Here is a 16,451-nt window from a genome sequence, read left to right as displayed (position 1 = left end):
CTCAGTTTCAAACTCCTCGTTAGCGGGAGGCGAATAGTACAGTGTTTTATTTGGTGGTCAACCACCTGTTGCAATTATTTTTACCTAATCCATGCGACTTAGGCGGAGTACCGACTTCTGCCTCATGAGAAGTCCAGGCTTTGCTTGCATTACCCGTCGACAAACCCGCCCTCTTTACCAGCTGCGCTATGATCGCGCCCCTCTGCGCCAGGATTCTTGAACGGGATGTCCATGTCTTTGCCACTAGCTGACGCTCATCAATCACTACCACCCGTACTCGTCGGCCCGTTATTGCGGCGCCTGGAACCTGCGCGGCTGGTGCTCTGGTTGGTCGGGTCGCGTGCGCTGGCGCTGACGCTGCGCCTGCAAGGCATCGATATCCGCCTCGATGCGGATCAATGCACGATCATTCCCGTCGGCGCTCATGCCTTTATTCATCTAATAGATGTACCACTGAACACCGCCCTGCCCGGCGACACGCTGATCGAGTACGACCTGCTGATCACCGAGGCGGATGGCGCTCCGTCGGGCATCGCCGAGTGGGCACCTCACCTACTATATGGCGAAGCACGCTGCCCGAACTTTGTGTTGCGCTCACAGATCGATCAGTTGCTGCATGGCTCCTGCCGTAAACCTCACCATCCGGCGGCCGATGGCTTGCTGTGTGTCGACCGGTTGCTCGCGTCAGAGCCGGACGCAAGCAAGCGTCCGGCTCTATTAATGATGAGCGGTGATCAGGTGTATGCGGATGATGTCGCGGGACCAATGCTGCGTGCAATTCATGCCTTGATCGAACATCTGGGGTTGTTCGACGAACACCTCGACGGCGCAGTAGTCAGCGACAGCACCAAACTCTACGAACATCCGGCCAGTTACTACCATCGTGCGGATTTGTTACCGGCGCTTGAGAGCAACGAAACCCTGCGCGAGCGATTTTTCGGTGGGGCGCGTAAGCCGATTTTCACCAGCAGCAGCGCCGACAATCATTTGGTGACCTTCGCCGAAGTCATGGCCATGTACCTGCTGGTGTGGTCGCCAACGTCCTGGACGCTGATCGCGCCGCAACCACCGACACTGACGCCCGAACGACACAAGCGTTATGCCCTGGAGCAGACGCGCATCGATGGGTTCAAGGCGGGGCTGGGCGGCGTCGCGCGGGCGATGGCGCATTTGCCATGCCTGATGATTTTCGATGACCACGATATTACCGATGACTGGAATCTTTCTGCGCAATGGGAGGAAACGGCCTACAACCATCCGTTCTCCAAGCGCATCATCGGCAACGCGCTGCTTGCTTATATGTTGTGTCAGGGTTGGGGCAACAACCCGGATGCGTTTGGCAGCGTACTGGAAAAAACCCGCTTATTGAGCGTCACGGGGCAAGACCATCACCTCGACAGCGAGATCCAGGACGAATTGATCGATGAACTGCTGAGTTTTCAGCAGTGGCATTACGTGCTGCCCACCCGCCCGGCGCTGGTGGTGCTCGACACCCGCACCCGGCGCTGGCGTAGCGAGATGAATCTCAAGCAGCCGTCGGGCCTGCTGGACTGGGAAGCGCTCAGTGAGCTGCAACAGGATTTGCTCGATCACCCTTCGGCGATCATCGTTTCGCCGGCGCCGATCTTCGGCGTCAAACTGATCGAAACCGTGCAGCGTGTATTCAGCTGGTGCGGTTATCCACTGCTGGTAGACGCCGAAAACTGGATGGCCCATCGTGGCGCGGCCCAGGTGATCCTGAACATTTTCCGACACTCCCGCACACCCGGTAACTACGTGGTGCTGTCCGGTGATGTGCATTATTCCTTCGTCTATGAAGTATTGATCCGACACCGCAAGGCCGGCCCGCGTATCTGGCAGATCACCAGCAGCGGCATCAAAAACGAATTCCCACCCGCCCTGCTCGAATGGTTCGACCGCCTCAACCGTTGGCTCTACTCGCCCCGCTCGCCCCTTAACTGGCTGACCAAACGCCGACGCATGCGCATTGTTCCGCACATCCCCGAACACGCCGAAGCAGGGGAACGACTGTGGAATTCGGCAGGAATCGGCCAAGTGTTCTTCAATGAGAAGGGACAGCCGCAGGATATTTATCAATTCAATGCGGATGGATCGCCGAAGACGCGAATGATTGCGCCTGAAACTTCTGAAACGGCCGACTGATTTTGTCCGGGTTGCCATGAGCAATATTTACGCCCATCCCCTGAACCTCACCCGCACCCTGATCATCGGCAACTCCGGCTCCGGCAAGAGTTGGCTGGCCAAACGACTGGCCGACCACCTGCAAGCGCCCTGGACCGATCTCGACCTGATTCACTGGGTATCCGATGAACACAGCATCGCCCGTCCCCGCGCCGAGGCATTGGGAATGGCGCGGGTAGCGGCAAGTGAAGAGCGCTGGGTTATCGAAGGTGTTTACGGCTGGATGGTCAGCGAGCTTGTGGAGCAAGCCACAGCACTGATCTGGCTGTGTCTGGAAGACGAAGATTGCGTAAACAACATTCGCCAGCGAGAAGCGAAGCGGGACGAAGATGATGAGTTGCTGATAGCGTTACTGGAATGGGCCGGTAGCTACCGTACTCGCGAAGGGTCCAGTGGGTTTGCCGCACATCAGCGTTTGTTTGAAGGGTTTAGCGGTTCGAAACTTCAACTGATGAACCGGGCTGAAGTCTCGGTTTTCGTCAGTGCAGCGCAACCAGCCGACTGATTGATCTCGCCATTTTTTTGGGGATTTATCCCACTGACGGAAACACCGGTTCTGTAGGAGCAGCCTTCTGCGGCTCCTACAGGGGAACCGGCGTATATCCAGAAAGTGTCAGGTTGCCTTCAGAGCCCGACAAACACCTCTGACAATCATCTCCACTTCCCGCTCATCGATCGTCAGCGGTGGCAGCAGGCGAATGGTCTTGCCCCGTGTCACGTTGATCAGCAAGCCGTGATCCCGCGCGGCGATCAGGGTCAGGTCGCGGATTGGTTGGGCGAGTTCGATACCGATCATCAAGCCCTGGCCACGGATCACCAAGACGTTCGGGTCGTCGGCCAGTTCGACGCGCAATCTGGCAAGCAGGCGTTCGCCCTGAAGTCTGGCGTTTTCCAGCAGGCCTTGTTCCTCGATGATCTCCAGCACGGTGCAACCCACCCGACACGCCAGCGGATTGCCGCCGAATGTACTGCCGTGGCTGCCGGGCGTGAACAAATCCGCAGCTCTGCCCCGAGCCAGGCAGGCACCGATGGGCACTCCATTACCCAGGCCTTTGGCCAAGGTCATGACGTCCGGGATGATGCCTTCGTGCTGGAACGCAAACCACTGGCCGGTACGGCCGATGCCGGTCTGGATTTCGTCGAGCATCATTAACCAGGCGCGCCGGTCACAGAGCTCGCGCACCGCTTTGAGATAACCGGGCGGCGCCACTTGCACACCACTTTCGCCCTGAATCGGCTCCATCAGAATCGCCACAATGCGTGGGCCGTGGGCTTTCTGCGCCTTCTCCAGGGCAGCGAAGTCGCCGAATGGCACTTTAATGAAGTCCCCCGGCAACTTGTTATACCCCAGGCGTACCGCTGGGCCGTCACTGGCCGACAAGGTGCCGAGGGTCCGTCCGTGGAAAGCGTTCTCCATGACCACTACCAGCGGCTGCTCGATGCCTTTGTGCCAGCCGTAAAGCCGCGCAAGTTTCAGCGCGGTTTCGTTGGCTTCGGCGCCGGAGTTGCTGAAAAACGCCCGCTCCATGCCCGACAGCCGAACCAGTTTCTGCGCCAGCCGCTGTTGCCAGTCGATGCTGTACAGGTTGGATGTGTGCAACAGCAACCCGGCCTGTTCGCTGATGGCCGACACGATTCGCGGGTGGGAATGACCGACGTTGGTCACCGCCACGCCCGCCACCGCGTCCAGGTATTCACGACCGGCCTGATCCCACAGGCGCGTGCCCAGACCTTTGCTGAAACTCAGGGCCAAGGGTTGGTAAGTGCTCATCAGGCAGGCGGCGGTCATGACATCAAGCTCCATCAATAGTCGGTGTTTTTGCAGTATGGTTAGCCACCTGAGCTGGATAAATACCGCAACACTTCAATCATTTTAAAGCTGGGCTTGATAATGGATTTATTCCAGGCAATGACCGTTTACGTAAGAGTGGTGGAAGCCGGCAGCATGACCGCCGCCGCTTTGCAGTGCGAAATGTCCACAACCATGGTCGGCAACCATCTTCGAGCCTTGGAACAGCGCCTGGGTGTGCGCCTGCTCAACCGTACGACACGGCGTCAACGGTTGACGGAATTCGGTACGGCGTACTATCAGCGGTGTCTCGAAGTGCTGGGGCTGGTGGCCGATTCCGAACGTTTGGCCGAACAGACCCTCGACGAGCCGAGCGGTACTCTGCGCATCACCGCACCGCTGACCTTCGGCACCGAACGGCTCGCACCAGCCCTGAGCGAATTCACCCTGCGCTGCCCGCAAGTCAAACTCGACGTCGTTTTGACCAACCAGCGCCTGGATCTGCTTGATAACGGTTTCGATGTGGCGATTCGCTTGGGCACGACCGAGCTGTCCAACATGATTTCTCGCCCGCTTATCGACTACACGATGACCCTGTGCGCATCCAAGGATTATCTGGCGCGTCGAGGCACACCGGAAAAACCCGCCGACCTGCAACACCATGACTGCCTGGCCTTCGCCTACCCGGCCGGAGATGACTGGCACTCGGTAGAAAAACAATGGCGCCTGAAAGGCCCCGAAGGCGAAGTCATGGTGGAGGTCAGCGGGCCGATGCTGATCAACAGCTCGGCGGGCCTGCATCAAGCGGCGCGAACCGGCATGGGCATCGTGATGATGCCCGATGCGCTGGTGGAGCAAGACCTTCGGGACGGAAAACTGGTGGCCTTGATGCAGGACTACCAACTGCCAAGTCGGCCGATGAACCTGGTGTATGCCCAGGACCGCTACCGTTTGCCGAAATTGCGCAGCTTCGTTGACTTTGCACTGCGGTGGTGGGGCAAGCACTAGCCGGGGCAATACGCCATGAACTAATCTCCTCGACTGACGAGTCACGTTGATATCAGGACGGCAGGGAGACCGATGATGGGTGAGGCATCGAAGATCGAGCCGTTGAAGTTCGATCTGTCAAATTTTAACGAAGACATGCTGCACACCATTCTGGAACTGGTCAGCGATGGTATCTGGGACTGGAACGCCAACACCGGGTTCGTCTATCGCAACCCCGGGTGGTACGAGATGCTCGGCTATACGCCTCATTCCCTGGACAACAATGTGTTGACCTGGGAAAACGTGATCCACCCCGACGATTATTCGCGGGTCATGGCATTGTTTGATGACTACCTGGATCAGCGCGCTCCCGGTTATCAGGCCGAGTATCGCTGCCGCATGCGCGATGGCACTTACACCTGGATCGAGGATCGCGGCTACGTGCTGGCACGTAATGCCGACGGCTCGGTGGCGCGAATGATCGGCGCGCACCGCAGCATCGAAGATAAGAAACGCCTGATCGAAGAAATGGAGCGGCGTAATCAATCCCTGGAAGCCATCGTCAAGGAACGCACTCGGGAGTTGTCCCGGGTCAATCAGCAGTTACAGATTCAACTCGAAGAAAATCGCAAATTGGCAGAAACCGATGTGCTGACCGGCATCGCCAATCGCTATCGACTGGAGAAAACCCTGCCCAAGGAATGCGACCGCGCCCAACGCTTCCGCGAACCCCTGTCGCTGATCGCCATGGACCTCGATGACTTCAAAAACATCAACGATCACTACGGTCACGCCCTGGGAGATGCAGCGTTGGTGCAAGTGATCGAGAGTGTGAAGCACTGCGTGCGCAAAGGCGATCTGTTGGCGCGCTGGGGCGGTGACGAATTCATCCTGATCCTGCCCAATACCTTGTTGGCCGACGCCAGGGCACTCGCTGAAAGAATCCGTCATGGCCTGTCGAGCCTGCTACCGGTCGGGGACTTTCAAGTGACCATGAGTTTTGGCGTGGTGCAGCGCTTTGAAGAAGAACAACAGACCGGGTTGCTGGCCAGGGCCGATCAGGCGCTATATCGGTCGAAGATCGCGGGCAAGAATCTGATTTCGGGGTAAGGCGACTCCGCCCTGACCGCCGTCTGCCTACATGCCCGCTTTCACCAACACTGGTTTTTCCTGATACCGATCCGGATACAACTGCTTCAACTGCGACACTTTCGGCAGATCATTGATCACGATGTAGGGGTACGTCGGATGCTCGGTCAGGAAGTCCTGATGCTCCTCTTCCGCCGGGTAGAAACCGTTGTAGCTTTCCAGCTTGGTGACAATCGGTTTATTGAACGAATGGGCAGCGTCGAGCTGGGTGATGTAAGCCTGGGCGACGCGTTGCTGTTCGGTGCTTTTCGGGAACAGCGCCGACCGATATTGAGTGCCCCGGTCCGGGCCCTGGCGGTTGAGTTCGGTGGGGTTGTGGGCCACTGAGAAATAGATCTGTAGCAGGGTGCCGTAACTGACCTGAGCCGGATCGAAGGTCACTTCGACGGCCTCCGCATGGCCGGTATCCCCCTCGCTGACTCGCTCGTATTGAGCGGTGTTGGCTGCGCCACCGGCATAACCGGAAACCGCATTCTTCACCCCTTTGACATGCTGGAACACGCCTTGGACGCCCCAGAAGCAACCGCCGGCAAAAACCGCCGTTTCGCTGTGCGCCTGGGTGGTTTCGTCAAGCGTCGGCGCCGGGATGACGACCGCCTCTTCGACGCCTGCGAACGAGAATGCAGAGCACTGACCGATAACGCTGGCGGCGGCCAAACCCAGAAATGTGCGACGCCAGTTGAATGGGGTTTTCATGGGCTGTCTCCTGAATGAATGGGGGCTATCAACCAAAGGTAAACGCATACGCCGACACACCCGGATCGAGAAACTCGATGCTGAACGTCCGGTCTTTTACGCCTGTGCTCTGGCGTACCAGTTGATACAACCGCTGCTCGGTGACGCTGCCGCTGCCATCGGGCGCGACATCGATACCGTGGGCATTACCTGGGGGCTCGCCGTCGATCAACACTTTGAAACGCACCGGCTTGCCGTCAGCATCGGGGCCCAACACCAAGTGCAAGTCGCGAGCGTGAAACCGATAGACGATACGACTGGCCGCAGCGTTTGAAACGGCCCGCTCCGGACCGACAGCCCATTGTCCGTCCAGGCTCCAGTCATTGAGGGCCAGTTGTGACGGTGGCTTATAGGCAGTCGCCTTGTCCGGCACCAGGCTGGTTTCAGAGGCGAAATGCTCCATCCGTCGGTAGCCGACATAGGTTTCGGGCGATTGCACTTCATTCATGTCCGGGGCGAGTTGAACACCCTGGGCGTTGGCATTGATCAGCCCCTGCGCGACTTTCGCGGCCCCCGCCTCACGCAACAGTTGCTGAATCACTTGCTCGGATTCGGCGTACTTGCCTTCACCAAAATGGTGATAACGAATGCGTCCCTGAGCATCGGCAAAGTAATGAGCCGGCCAATATTCATTGTTGAAAGCACGCCAGACCTTGTAGTCATTATCAATGGCCACCGGGTAGGTGATGCCCAGGTCCTTCATGGCTTTGGTGACATTGCCCACATCCCGCTCGAAGGCAAACTCGGGCGCATGGACACCGATCACCACCAAACCCTGATCGCGATACTTCTCAGCCCAGGCCTTCACATACGGCAGGGTGCGCAGGCAGTTGATGCAGGAGTAAGTCCAGAAATCCACCAGCACGACCTTGCCCTTCAACGCCTGAGCGGTGAGTGGGGGCGAGTTGAGCCACTGCACGGCGCCGTCCAGCGATGGAAGGCTGCCCTCAATCGGCAGCGCGTTCGGCGCCTTCGCGGTCACTTTCATCGCATCTCCAGCGGCCATCATGCTGCCGGCGGGTTGATCGCCGGCCCGTGGAATCTGCGCCATCATCGCCCCGCTGTTGGCCGGAGTCTTACTGGCCAACCGGTTGACCAGCGCCTGTTCGATACCGCCGGTGGACGCCGTTGAAACCCGCGCCAGAATCCCGGTGTCCAGTCCCAGGGCTATCGCCACCACACCAACCAGCATCGCAGCGCCCAGGCCTCGACGCAGCCACTCGCCCGCGCCTATCGAGCGCTTCATTGCGGCGAAGACTTTACCGCCCAGCAGCAGTGCCGCAGCGAGAGAAGTGGCGGCACCGGCCGCGTAAGCCAGCAGCAACAGAGTGGTTGCGATGCTTGCCCCTTGCAGCGCCGCGCCGGTCAGCAGCAAACCCAGAATCGGCCCGGCGCAGGGTGCCCAGAGCAGGCCCGTGGCGACGCCGATCAGGAATGAAGCGCCGGGACGCGGCCGGGCATCGGCGCCCGCGGCTTCCGACAGCCGACCGCCGGCTGCCACCAATGGACGCGTCAGGCGTTCGGCCAACCGCGGCAGCAACAGCGTCAACCCGAACAGTGCAACGAACAGCAACGCGAGCCAGCGACCGTATTGATTGACTTGCACCACCCAACCGCCGCCCACCGCCGCCAACGAGGCGACGAGCGCGAAGGTCAGCGCCATCCCCGCCAGCAGCGGCAAGCCACTTTTCATAAACGGCTGCCCGGTGCGAGCGAAGACAAAGGGCAATACCGGCAGAATGCACGGGCTGACAATCGTCAGCACACCACCGAGATAAGCGAGGACCAGAAGCCACATATCGTCGACCTGCATGAAGTGAGTGAAAGGAAGTGCCCATGGATCACGCCTGTGGCTTGAAGGTCAGCGCCAGGCCGTTCATGCAGTAGCGCAGGCCGGTGGGCTTTGGCCCATCCTCGAAGACATGCCCCAGATGACCGCCGCAACGACGACAGTGCACCTCTTCGCGTAATACACCGAAGGAGCGGTCCTGTCGGGTGGCCACCGCGTTGTCCAGGGGGGCCCAGAAGCTCGGCCAACCGGTGCGACTGTCGAACTTGGTGTCGGAAGAAAACAACGGCAGATCACAACCGGCGCAGGCAAAAACGCCCTTGCGGTGCTCGTTGTTCAGCGGGCTGCTGTAGGCCCGTTCGGTGCCCTCTTCGCGCAGTATTTCGTACTGCTCGGCGCTGAGCCGGGCACGCCATTCGCTGTCGCTGTGGGTCACCTCGAAAACCTCCTGCGCGCGGGCTTCATCGACCAGCGCAATGCTTGTGGAAAATTTTGGCAATACACCGATCACCAGGGCTGCAGCCCCCAGCCCGCCGCTCGCTACAAGAAACTGTCGCCGTGAAAACATGGCCTTCTCCAAAATTCCAGGTGCCTTGCATGGAACACAGCCTAGGCTTGAGTTGATCGCCAAATCCTCACGAGGAGTTAAATAATTCGTGATAACTCAACCTCAGGAAAACCCGCACAATGTGTTCATTGCGTCACAAAGGATCGAGCTCCATGGAACAGACCAAACGCGTGCTGGTGGTCGAGGACGACCTGCACATCGCCGACCTTATCTGCCTGCATCTGCGCGATGAGCAGTTCGAGGTAGTGCACTGCGCAGACGGCGACGAGGGCATGCGTCTGTTGCAGCAAGGAAGCTGGGACGCACTGATCCTCGACCTGATGCTGCCCGGCGTCGATGGCCTGGAAATCTGCCGCCGCGCCCGGGCCATGGCTCGTTACACACCGATCATCATCACCAGTGCGCGCTCCAGCGAAGTGCATCGGATTCTGGGACTGGAGCTGGGCGCCGACGATTACCTGGCCAAACCCTTTTCGATGCTCGAGCTGGTGGCACGGGTCAAGGCACTGCTGCGACGGGTCGACGCCATGGCCCGCAATCTGAAAATGGATGCTGGCAGTCTGATCAGCGATGGCCTGTCCATCGACCCGATCACCCGTGAAGTCGCCCTCGACGGCCGGCGTCTTGACCTCACGCCACGGGAATTCGACCTGCTGTACTTCTTTGTCCGTCAGCCTGGCAAAGTCTTCTCGCGCATGGACCTGCTCAATGCGGTGTGGGGCTACAGCCACGAAGGCTATGAACACACGGTCAACACTCATATCAACCGCCTGCGGGCAAAGATCGAGGCCGATCCGGCGCAACCGGCGCGCATCCTCACGGTGTGGGGCCGTGGCTACAAATTCGCAACAAGCGGAGAGCAGCCATGAGGCTGACCCTGACTCAACGCCTGTCCTTGGTGTTCGCCGTGCTGTTGCTGGTGTGCTGCGGTACCTCGGCATGGATGCAGGTGCGCTCCAACCAGATGCATGAACTGGAAGTGGTGCAGGGTTTGTCGCGGGATCTGGCGCAACACATCGCCCACGACACCGTGTTGATGGACCGCAATGGCCCGATGCCCAATGCGGTGCGCGAACTGTTCAGCCAACTGATGCTGGTCAATCCCAGTGTCGAGGTCTATCTGCTGGACACAGGAGGCCGGATTGTCGGCAGCGCCGCGCCCGAAGGCCGGATACATCGGGAGCAGGTCGATCTGGTGCCGATCCAGCGTTTGCTAAAAGGCGAGGCCCTGCCGATTCTGGGTGACGATCCACGCAGCGTCGACGGTCGCAAGGTGTTCAGCGCCGCGCCTTTGCGGGTCAACGGTCAGCCGGCCGGTTATCTGTACGTGGTGTTGCTCAGCGAAGCGCATGACCGCTTCGCCGAACGCGGTGCCACCAGCGCCGCGCTCAATACCGCATTGTTGTCCATTGGGCTGGTGGCGTTGCTGTGCCTGATTGCCGGCCTCACGGCATTTGCCCTGATCACCCGGCCATTGCGGCGCTTGACCGAGAAAGTCAGTCAGTTTGATATCAACGGCGTTCCAAACGCTTCGCCGGAACCTGAGCCGGAGCCGGTAGAAAAGGCCGCCAGCCACGATGAAATAGCGGTACTCGACGCGGCCTTTCGGCAGATGCAAGCGCGCCTCGGTGAACAATGGCGCTCGCTGACCCGTCAGGATCAGGAGCGTCGTGAACTGGTGGCCAACATCTCCCACGACCTGCGCACACCGCTGGCCTCGCTGCACGGTTACCTGGAAACCCTGTCGCTCAAGGACGCCACACTGTCTCCCGCCGACCGCCGACGTTATCTGGGAATCGCCCTGGATCAGAGCCGCAAGGTCGGCGGCCTGGCGCAATCACTGCTGGAACTGGTGCGGCTGGAACACGGTTTCGTGCAACCGGTGCTGGAGCGCTTCTCCCTGACCGATCTGGTGCAGGACATTTTTCAGAAATTCGAACTCAGCGCCGAAGCGCGCCAGATCGAACTCAAGGCCACCTTCGCCCCCAACGTCGCCGTGGCCTGCGCCGACCTGGGGCTGATCGAGCGGGTGCTGACCAATTTGTTCGACAACGCCCTGCGCCACACGCCCCCAGGCGGAGAAATCGAACTCAGCCTCCGCCCTCAAGGGTGTTTTATCGAAGTGACCGTCAGCGACACCGGCCCCGGAATCGCCCCCGAATTACGCGAAGGTCTGTTTCTGCGTCCATTCAACATTGGCGGCGCACGGCGCGATGGCGGGCTGGGATTGCGGATCGTGCACCGGATCCTGCAATTGCACGGGCGCGAGATCGAGCTGATCGATGTGCCGGGACGCGGCGCGACTTTTCGTTTTTCCCTGCCGGCGGATGAGCAAACGGCAGAGCAATGGATGGCTCGGTCTAAAACCTCTCACCAAAAATACTGACCAGCCACCTGTTCATCCGTGACAACGCAGCGTGGGTCCAATAGATTAGGCGGCCTGAAAAAGCCCCGTGCTTTCTCGCCTCAATCCAAGTTAAAGAAGTAGTGAAATTTCAATGTCCGATTCCAATACCGCTGAATCCGTAGTCACCTTGTCGTCCAAAGCGGAATACGAAAACTCCATCAATCTTTCACAACACGTGCCTCAGGCCAAGACCATCAGCGAGATGGTTCTGGATGCTTTTCAATCCACCCGGGAAAGCGACCAGATCCGCGAACTGCGCGCCGCGATTCGCCAGGCTCACGACAGCTTCGATGACGATAAAGCCTACGAATTGATGGGCGAACTCAAGCAATTGAAAGACGCCGAAGCGGCCGACATTGCCGCCCTGGAAGACTTGAGCAGCAAATTCCCGATCAGCCGCATTCTATCCAGCTTCAAGGACGACCCGGCGTTCCAGGAAATCGTTTATGGCCTGGCGCTGAAAGTGCTGAACCAGACTCACCAGGCCATCAGCAACCCGAGCAGTGGCAAGAGCAAAGCGGCTCGCGCCAAGAAAGAAGTCGAAGTGTTCACCATAAGCAAGGACGGCATCAGCGTCACCCTGCCCCTGCGCACCCCGCGCTCGCGCCTGAACGTTGACCGTGAAGCGCTGGAATTCCTGGGCTTCACTTTCGTCGGCGAAGGCGAAGAAGCGGAGCTGGAAAGCGAGACGTTCCTGGACAATGCCGGGGCCGAACAACCGGTCAACCGCAAAAACATCATCACCGCGCTGCAGCAGCAGACCGCGTTCGACGGCTACAGCATCGCCGCGCAGTAACGCTAAACGCTGCACACAAAAATCCCCACCATCGAGCGGGGATTTTTATTGCCTGTACACCAATCGTGATTAAACGAAAAAGCCCCACCCTTCTATCGAAAGGGCGGGGCTTTTCTTTACAGCATCCGACGCTTAAGGCGCGTACGTCAGCAACAACTCGCCCGGCACTTTGAAGTCCAGCGACATCATCACGCTCAACGCAGTAATGGTGAAGATCGAGAACACGAACAGCTTGCGTGCCCAGACCGTGTCATCCACTGCCTTGTAGCCGGTCCAGGCCATGTACAGCCAGTACATGCCCATGGCCGCGGCGACGGCGAGGTAGCTCATGCCGGCGTAGCCGCTGAAGGTCAGCATCAAGGTCGCCACGAGGAAGGCCAGGATGTAGAGCAGGATGTGTTTCTTGGCCACTTCAATGCCGCGCTTCACTGGCAGCACCGGAATCGATGCGGCCAGGTAATCGTTGAAGCGGAAGATTGCGATGGCGTAGGAATGCGGCATCTGCCACAGGCTGAACATCACCAGCAACGTCAGCGCGGCCATGTCGAAGTTATTGCTGACGGCGACGTAACCGATCACCGGCGGCATCGCCCCCGACAGACTGCCCACCAGCGTGCCGTGAACCGACTTGCGCTTGAGGTACAGGCTGTAGAAGCCGACGTAGATGACAAAACCGATCACCGCGAACAGCGCGGCCAACGGGTTGGCCACCTTGTACAACAACGCAACGCCGGCGACACCCAGGACGGTCGCATAAGCCAGGGCCAGTTTCAGGGAGATCAAGCCCTGGACCAGCACCCGGTTCTTGGTGCGTTCCATCTTCAGGTCGATGTCGCGGTCGATGCAGTTGTTGAACACGCAACCGGAGGCCACCACCAGGGAGGTGCCGATCATCGCGGCCAGGAAGATGGCCAGATCGACATGCCCTTTGGAGGCCAGGAAAAATCCGCCTGCCACTGAAAGCACGTTACCGAAAATGATCCCCGGTTTGGTGATTTGGATAAAGTGCTTCAAGGACATCCGGACTTACCTCAGTGCGCCATCATGTTGGTGTGGATGCTGAACATGATCCACAGCGACAGGCCTACCAACAGGACGATTACGATCGCGGCGAAAACAAACGCAATCACGTTGTTACGCTGCGCTGCCGAACGGTCCAAGTGGAGGAAGTACACCAGGTGCACCAGCACCTGGATCACTGCGAAGGCCAGTACGATCCACAGAGTCAGGGCTTTAGGCAGCGACGGGTACATCACCAGGCCAAAAGGAATGACAGTCAGGATCACCGACAGAATGAAACCGATAGCGTAGGACTTGACGCTGCCGTGGCCGGCGTCGTGGCTATCGTGGGAATGAGCGTTAGCCATTTACATAGTCCCCATCAGATAAACAACGGTGAATACGCAGATCCACACCACGTCCAGGAAGTGCCAGAACAGGCTCAGGCAGCTCAGACGGGTCTTGTTGGTCGCCGTCAGGCCGTTTTTCTGCACCTGATACATCATGATCGCCATCCAGATCAGACCGCTGGTCACGTGCAGACCGTGGGTGCCGACCAGGGTGAAGAACCCGGACAGGAAGCCGCTGCGGCTAGGACCGAAGCCCTCGGAGATCAACATGTGGAACTCGTTGACTTCCATGCCGATGAAGCCGGCGCCGAACAGGAAGGTCAGGGCCAGCCAGCCCAGGACCTGGTTCTTCTTGCCCTTGAACAACGCCAGCATGGCGAAGCCGTAGGTGATCGAACTGAACAGCAGCAGAGCGGTTTCGCCCAGTACGTATGGCAGCTCGAAGATGTCGTGGCCCGACGGGCCACCCGCTACGTTGTTAACCAGTACCGCGTACGCCGCGAAGATCGACGCAAACAGAATGCAGTCGGTCATCAGGTAGAGCCAGAAACCGAATACGGTCATCTCGCCCGAGTCGTGGTGATGGTCATCATGCCCATGTCCATCGACATGGGTGTGTCCAGCATTGGTCACTAAGTTCGACATGGTTTAAGCCTGTTCCAACGAGGTTTCAACACGGGTGGTGGTGGCTGGAATTTTCCCGGCCGCTACCAGACGCTTGTGCTGCTCGGCTTCGATGCGCTCGATCACGTCGACCGGCACCATATAGCCTTGATCATCACGTGCAGCGTGGATCACGAAGTAGCCCACGGTGCCAACCAGACCAACGATGGCCAACCACCAGATGTGCCAGATCATCGCGAAACCGAACACGGTCAACAGAGCACCCATGACCAGACCGGTCGCGGTGTTGTTTGGCATGTGGATCGGCTCGTACTTGGCCGGAGCCTTGTACGCGGTGCCGTTTTCCTTGGCTTCGGTGAACGGGTCGATGCCTTCTGCTTTTGGCAGCACGGCAAAGTTGTAGAACGGTGGTGGCGAGGAGGTCGACCATTCCAGGGTGTGGGCATTCCATGGGTCGCCGTGCTCGCACATGTTCTGCGGCAGCTTGCGGTCACGGATACTCACGTACAGCTGGATCAGCTGGCAGGCGATACCCGCAGCAATCATCAACGCACCGAACATGGCAACGTACAGGTACGGTACCCACTCAGGGTTGGTGGTGGCGTTCAGACGACGGGTCATGCCCATGAAGCCCAGTACATAGAGCGGCATGAACGCGACGAAGAAGCCGGAGATCCAGAACCAGAATGCTGCCTTGCCCCAGCCTTCGTGCAGCTTGAAGCCGAACGCTTTCGGGAAGTAGAAGCCGAAACCTGCGATGTAACCGAATACCGCGCCGCCGATGATCACGTTATGGAAGTGCGCGATCACGAACAGGCTGTTGTGCAGTACGAAGTCAGCACCCGGGATGGCCAGCAGTACGCCGGTCATGCCGCCGATGGCGAAGGTCACCATGAAGCCCAGGGTCCACAGAACCTGGCTGGTGAAACGCAGACGGCCTTGATAGATGGTGAACAGCCAGTTGAATAGCTTCACACCCGTCGGGATCGAAATCAGCATCGTCGCCAGACCGAAGAAGGCGTTGACGCTGGCACCCGAACCCATGGTGAAGAAGTGGTGCAGCCAAACCATGAAGCCCAGGATCGAGATCGCGCCCGATGCGTAGACCATCGAGTGGTGGCCGAACAGACGCTTGCCGGTGAAGGTCGAGATGACTTCGGAGAAGATCCCGAACGCTGGCAGAATCAGGATGTAAACCTCGGGGTGACCCCAGGCCCAGAACAGGTTGACGTACATCATCGGATTGCCACCAAGTTCATTGGTGAAAATGTGGAAATCCATGTAGCGGTCAAGCGTCAGCAAAGCCAGGGTAGCGGTCAGGATCGGGAACGAAGCCACGATCAGGACGTTGGCCCAGGTGCAGGTCCAGGTGAAGATCGGCATGTCCATCAGCTTCATGCCAGGGGTACGCATTTTCAGCACGGTGGCCAGGAAGTTGACCCCCGTCAGCGTCGTACCTAGCCCGGATAGCTGCAGCGCCCAGATGTAGTAATCCATCCCCACGCCCGGGCTGTATTGCAGGCCCGACAGCGGCGGATAGGCAACCCAACCGGTCTTGGCGAATTCACCAACGCCCAGGGACAGGTTGATCAGCACCACGCCGGAAACCAGCAGCCAGAAGCTCAGGGAGTTCAGGAACGGGTAGGCAACGTCACGCGCGCCGATCTGCAGCGGCACTGCAAGGTTCATCAGGCCGGTGAAGAATGGCATCGCCATGAAGATGATCATGATCACACCGTGAGCGGTGAAGATCTGGTCATAGTGTTCAGGTGGCAGGTAGCCAGGCGAACCCTCGGTGGCCATGGCCAACTGGGTACGCATCATGATGGCGTCGGCAAAACCACGCAGCAGCATGACCATGGCGACGACGATGTACATCACGCCGATTTTCTTGTGGTCGACCGAGGTCAACCACTCGGTCCACAAATAGGTCCACTTCTTGAAGTAGGTGATTGCAGCGAACAGTGCCAGACCACCGAGCGCGATCATGGCGATGGTCACCATCACGATCGGTTCGTGGAACGGGACCGCTTCCCAACTTAATTTACCAAACATC

The 16,451-nt window shown here is 58.9% G+C and carries 15 protein-coding genes; 7 read left to right on the top strand and 8 right to left on the bottom strand.

Going from position 1 to position 16,451, the window contains the following annotated elements; genetic code table 11:
- Positions 1–225: 225 nt before the first annotated feature.
- On the top strand, positions 226–2,163 hold the full coding sequence (locus PSH69_RS04825) for an alkaline phosphatase D family protein (RefSeq protein ID WP_305411225.1): 1,938 nt from the start codon (positions 226–228) through the stop codon (positions 2,161–2,163).
- A 16-nt stretch (positions 2,164–2,179) separates the two neighbouring features.
- A complete protein-coding gene (locus PSH69_RS04820; RefSeq protein ID WP_305411224.1) occupies positions 2,180–2,707 on the top strand; it encodes an adenylate kinase in 528 nt (175 codons plus the stop codon).
- A gap of 108 nt (positions 2,708–2,815) precedes the next feature.
- Here PSH69_RS04820 and PSH69_RS04815 read toward each other — a convergent pair whose 3' ends face one another.
- Positions 2,816–3,991 carry an aspartate aminotransferase family protein gene (locus PSH69_RS04815; protein ID WP_305411223.1) on the bottom strand — a complete coding sequence of 392 codons (1,176 nt, stop codon included), beginning with the start codon at positions 3,989–3,991 and terminating at the stop codon, positions 2,816–2,818.
- Between the two features lie 102 nt (positions 3,992–4,093).
- Here PSH69_RS04815 and PSH69_RS04810 point away from each other — a divergent pair, with 102 nt between their 5' ends.
- Positions 4,094–4,999 carry a LysR family transcriptional regulator gene (locus tag PSH69_RS04810; protein ID WP_305411222.1) on the top strand — a complete coding sequence of 302 codons (906 nt, stop codon included), beginning with the start codon at positions 4,094–4,096 and terminating at the stop codon, positions 4,997–4,999.
- A gap of 75 nt (positions 5,000–5,074) precedes the next feature.
- Positions 5,075–6,088 carry a sensor domain-containing diguanylate cyclase gene (locus PSH69_RS04805; RefSeq protein ID WP_305411221.1) on the top strand — a complete coding sequence of 338 codons (1,014 nt, stop codon included), beginning with the start codon at positions 5,075–5,077 and terminating at the stop codon, positions 6,086–6,088.
- A gap of 27 nt (positions 6,089–6,115) precedes the next feature.
- Here the strand turns inward: PSH69_RS04805 and msrA are convergent, their stop codons facing one another.
- From msrA to msrB, 3 genes are read right to left on the bottom strand one after another with little or no spacing between them, the layout of a single operon-like run.
- The gene (gene msrA / locus PSH69_RS04800; RefSeq protein WP_305411220.1) at positions 6,116–6,823 is read right to left on the bottom strand and encodes a peptide-methionine (S)-S-oxide reductase MsrA; all 708 of its coding nucleotides are present in this window, start codon (positions 6,821–6,823) and stop codon (positions 6,116–6,118) included.
- 28 nt (positions 6,824–6,851) lie between these two features.
- Positions 6,852–8,660 carry a cytochrome c biogenesis protein DipZ gene (locus PSH69_RS04795; RefSeq protein ID WP_305411219.1) on the bottom strand — a complete coding sequence of 603 codons (1,809 nt, stop codon included), beginning with the start codon at positions 8,658–8,660 and terminating at the stop codon, positions 6,852–6,854.
- Positions 8,661–8,703: 43 nt separating this feature from the next.
- On the bottom strand, positions 8,704–9,219 hold the full coding sequence (gene msrB / locus PSH69_RS04790; RefSeq protein WP_305411218.1) for a peptide-methionine (R)-S-oxide reductase MsrB: 516 nt from the start codon (positions 9,217–9,219) through the stop codon (positions 8,704–8,706).
- 152 nt (positions 9,220–9,371) lie between these two features.
- On the opposite strand from msrB, the gene PSH69_RS04785 reads away from it, so the two are divergent.
- From PSH69_RS04785 to PSH69_RS04775, 3 genes are all read left to right on the top strand, one after another.
- Positions 9,372–10,088, top strand: coding sequence for a response regulator transcription factor (locus PSH69_RS04785; RefSeq protein ID WP_305411217.1), 717 nt, complete (start codon positions 9,372–9,374; stop codon positions 10,086–10,088).
- A complete protein-coding gene (locus PSH69_RS04780) occupies positions 10,085–11,605 on the top strand; it encodes a HAMP domain-containing sensor histidine kinase (RefSeq protein ID WP_305411216.1) in 1,521 nt (506 codons plus the stop codon). The genes PSH69_RS04785 and PSH69_RS04780 overlap by 4 nt, the downstream gene beginning before the upstream one ends.
- Positions 11,606–11,717: 112 nt before the next feature.
- Positions 11,718–12,422: a hypothetical protein gene (locus PSH69_RS04775; RefSeq protein ID WP_018930160.1), complete on the top strand. Its 705-nt coding sequence runs from the start codon at positions 11,718–11,720 to the stop codon at positions 12,420–12,422.
- A gap of 132 nt (positions 12,423–12,554) precedes the next feature.
- On the opposite strand, the gene cyoE is transcribed toward PSH69_RS04775, so the two are convergent.
- From cyoE to cyoB, 4 genes are read right to left on the bottom strand one after another with little or no spacing between them, the layout of a single operon-like run.
- Positions 12,555–13,442 carry a heme o synthase gene (cyoE, locus tag PSH69_RS04770; RefSeq protein ID WP_305411214.1) on the bottom strand — a complete coding sequence of 296 codons (888 nt, stop codon included), beginning with the start codon at positions 13,440–13,442 and terminating at the stop codon, positions 12,555–12,557.
- Between the two features lie 11 nt (positions 13,443–13,453).
- Positions 13,454–13,789: a cytochrome o ubiquinol oxidase subunit IV gene (gene cyoD / locus PSH69_RS04765; protein ID WP_008025399.1), complete on the bottom strand. Its 336-nt coding sequence runs from the start codon at positions 13,787–13,789 to the stop codon at positions 13,454–13,456.
- Positions 13,790–14,416: a cytochrome o ubiquinol oxidase subunit III gene (locus PSH69_RS04760; RefSeq protein ID WP_019582330.1), complete on the bottom strand. Its 627-nt coding sequence runs from the start codon at positions 14,414–14,416 to the stop codon at positions 13,790–13,792.
- 3 nt (positions 14,417–14,419) lie between these two features.
- Positions 14,420–16,450, bottom strand: a complete 2,031-nt coding sequence (cyoB, locus tag PSH69_RS04755) for a cytochrome o ubiquinol oxidase subunit I (RefSeq protein WP_305411213.1) — start codon at positions 16,448–16,450, stop codon at positions 14,420–14,422.
- Position 16,451 lies beyond the last annotated feature (1 nt).

Source organism: Pseudomonas sp. FP1740, assembly GCF_030687165.1.
Taxonomy (GTDB): domain Bacteria; phylum Pseudomonadota; class Gammaproteobacteria; order Pseudomonadales; family Pseudomonadaceae; genus Aquipseudomonas.
Note: the sequence above shows the minus strand (reverse complement) of the source record. Positions and strands in the feature narration are given on the sequence as shown.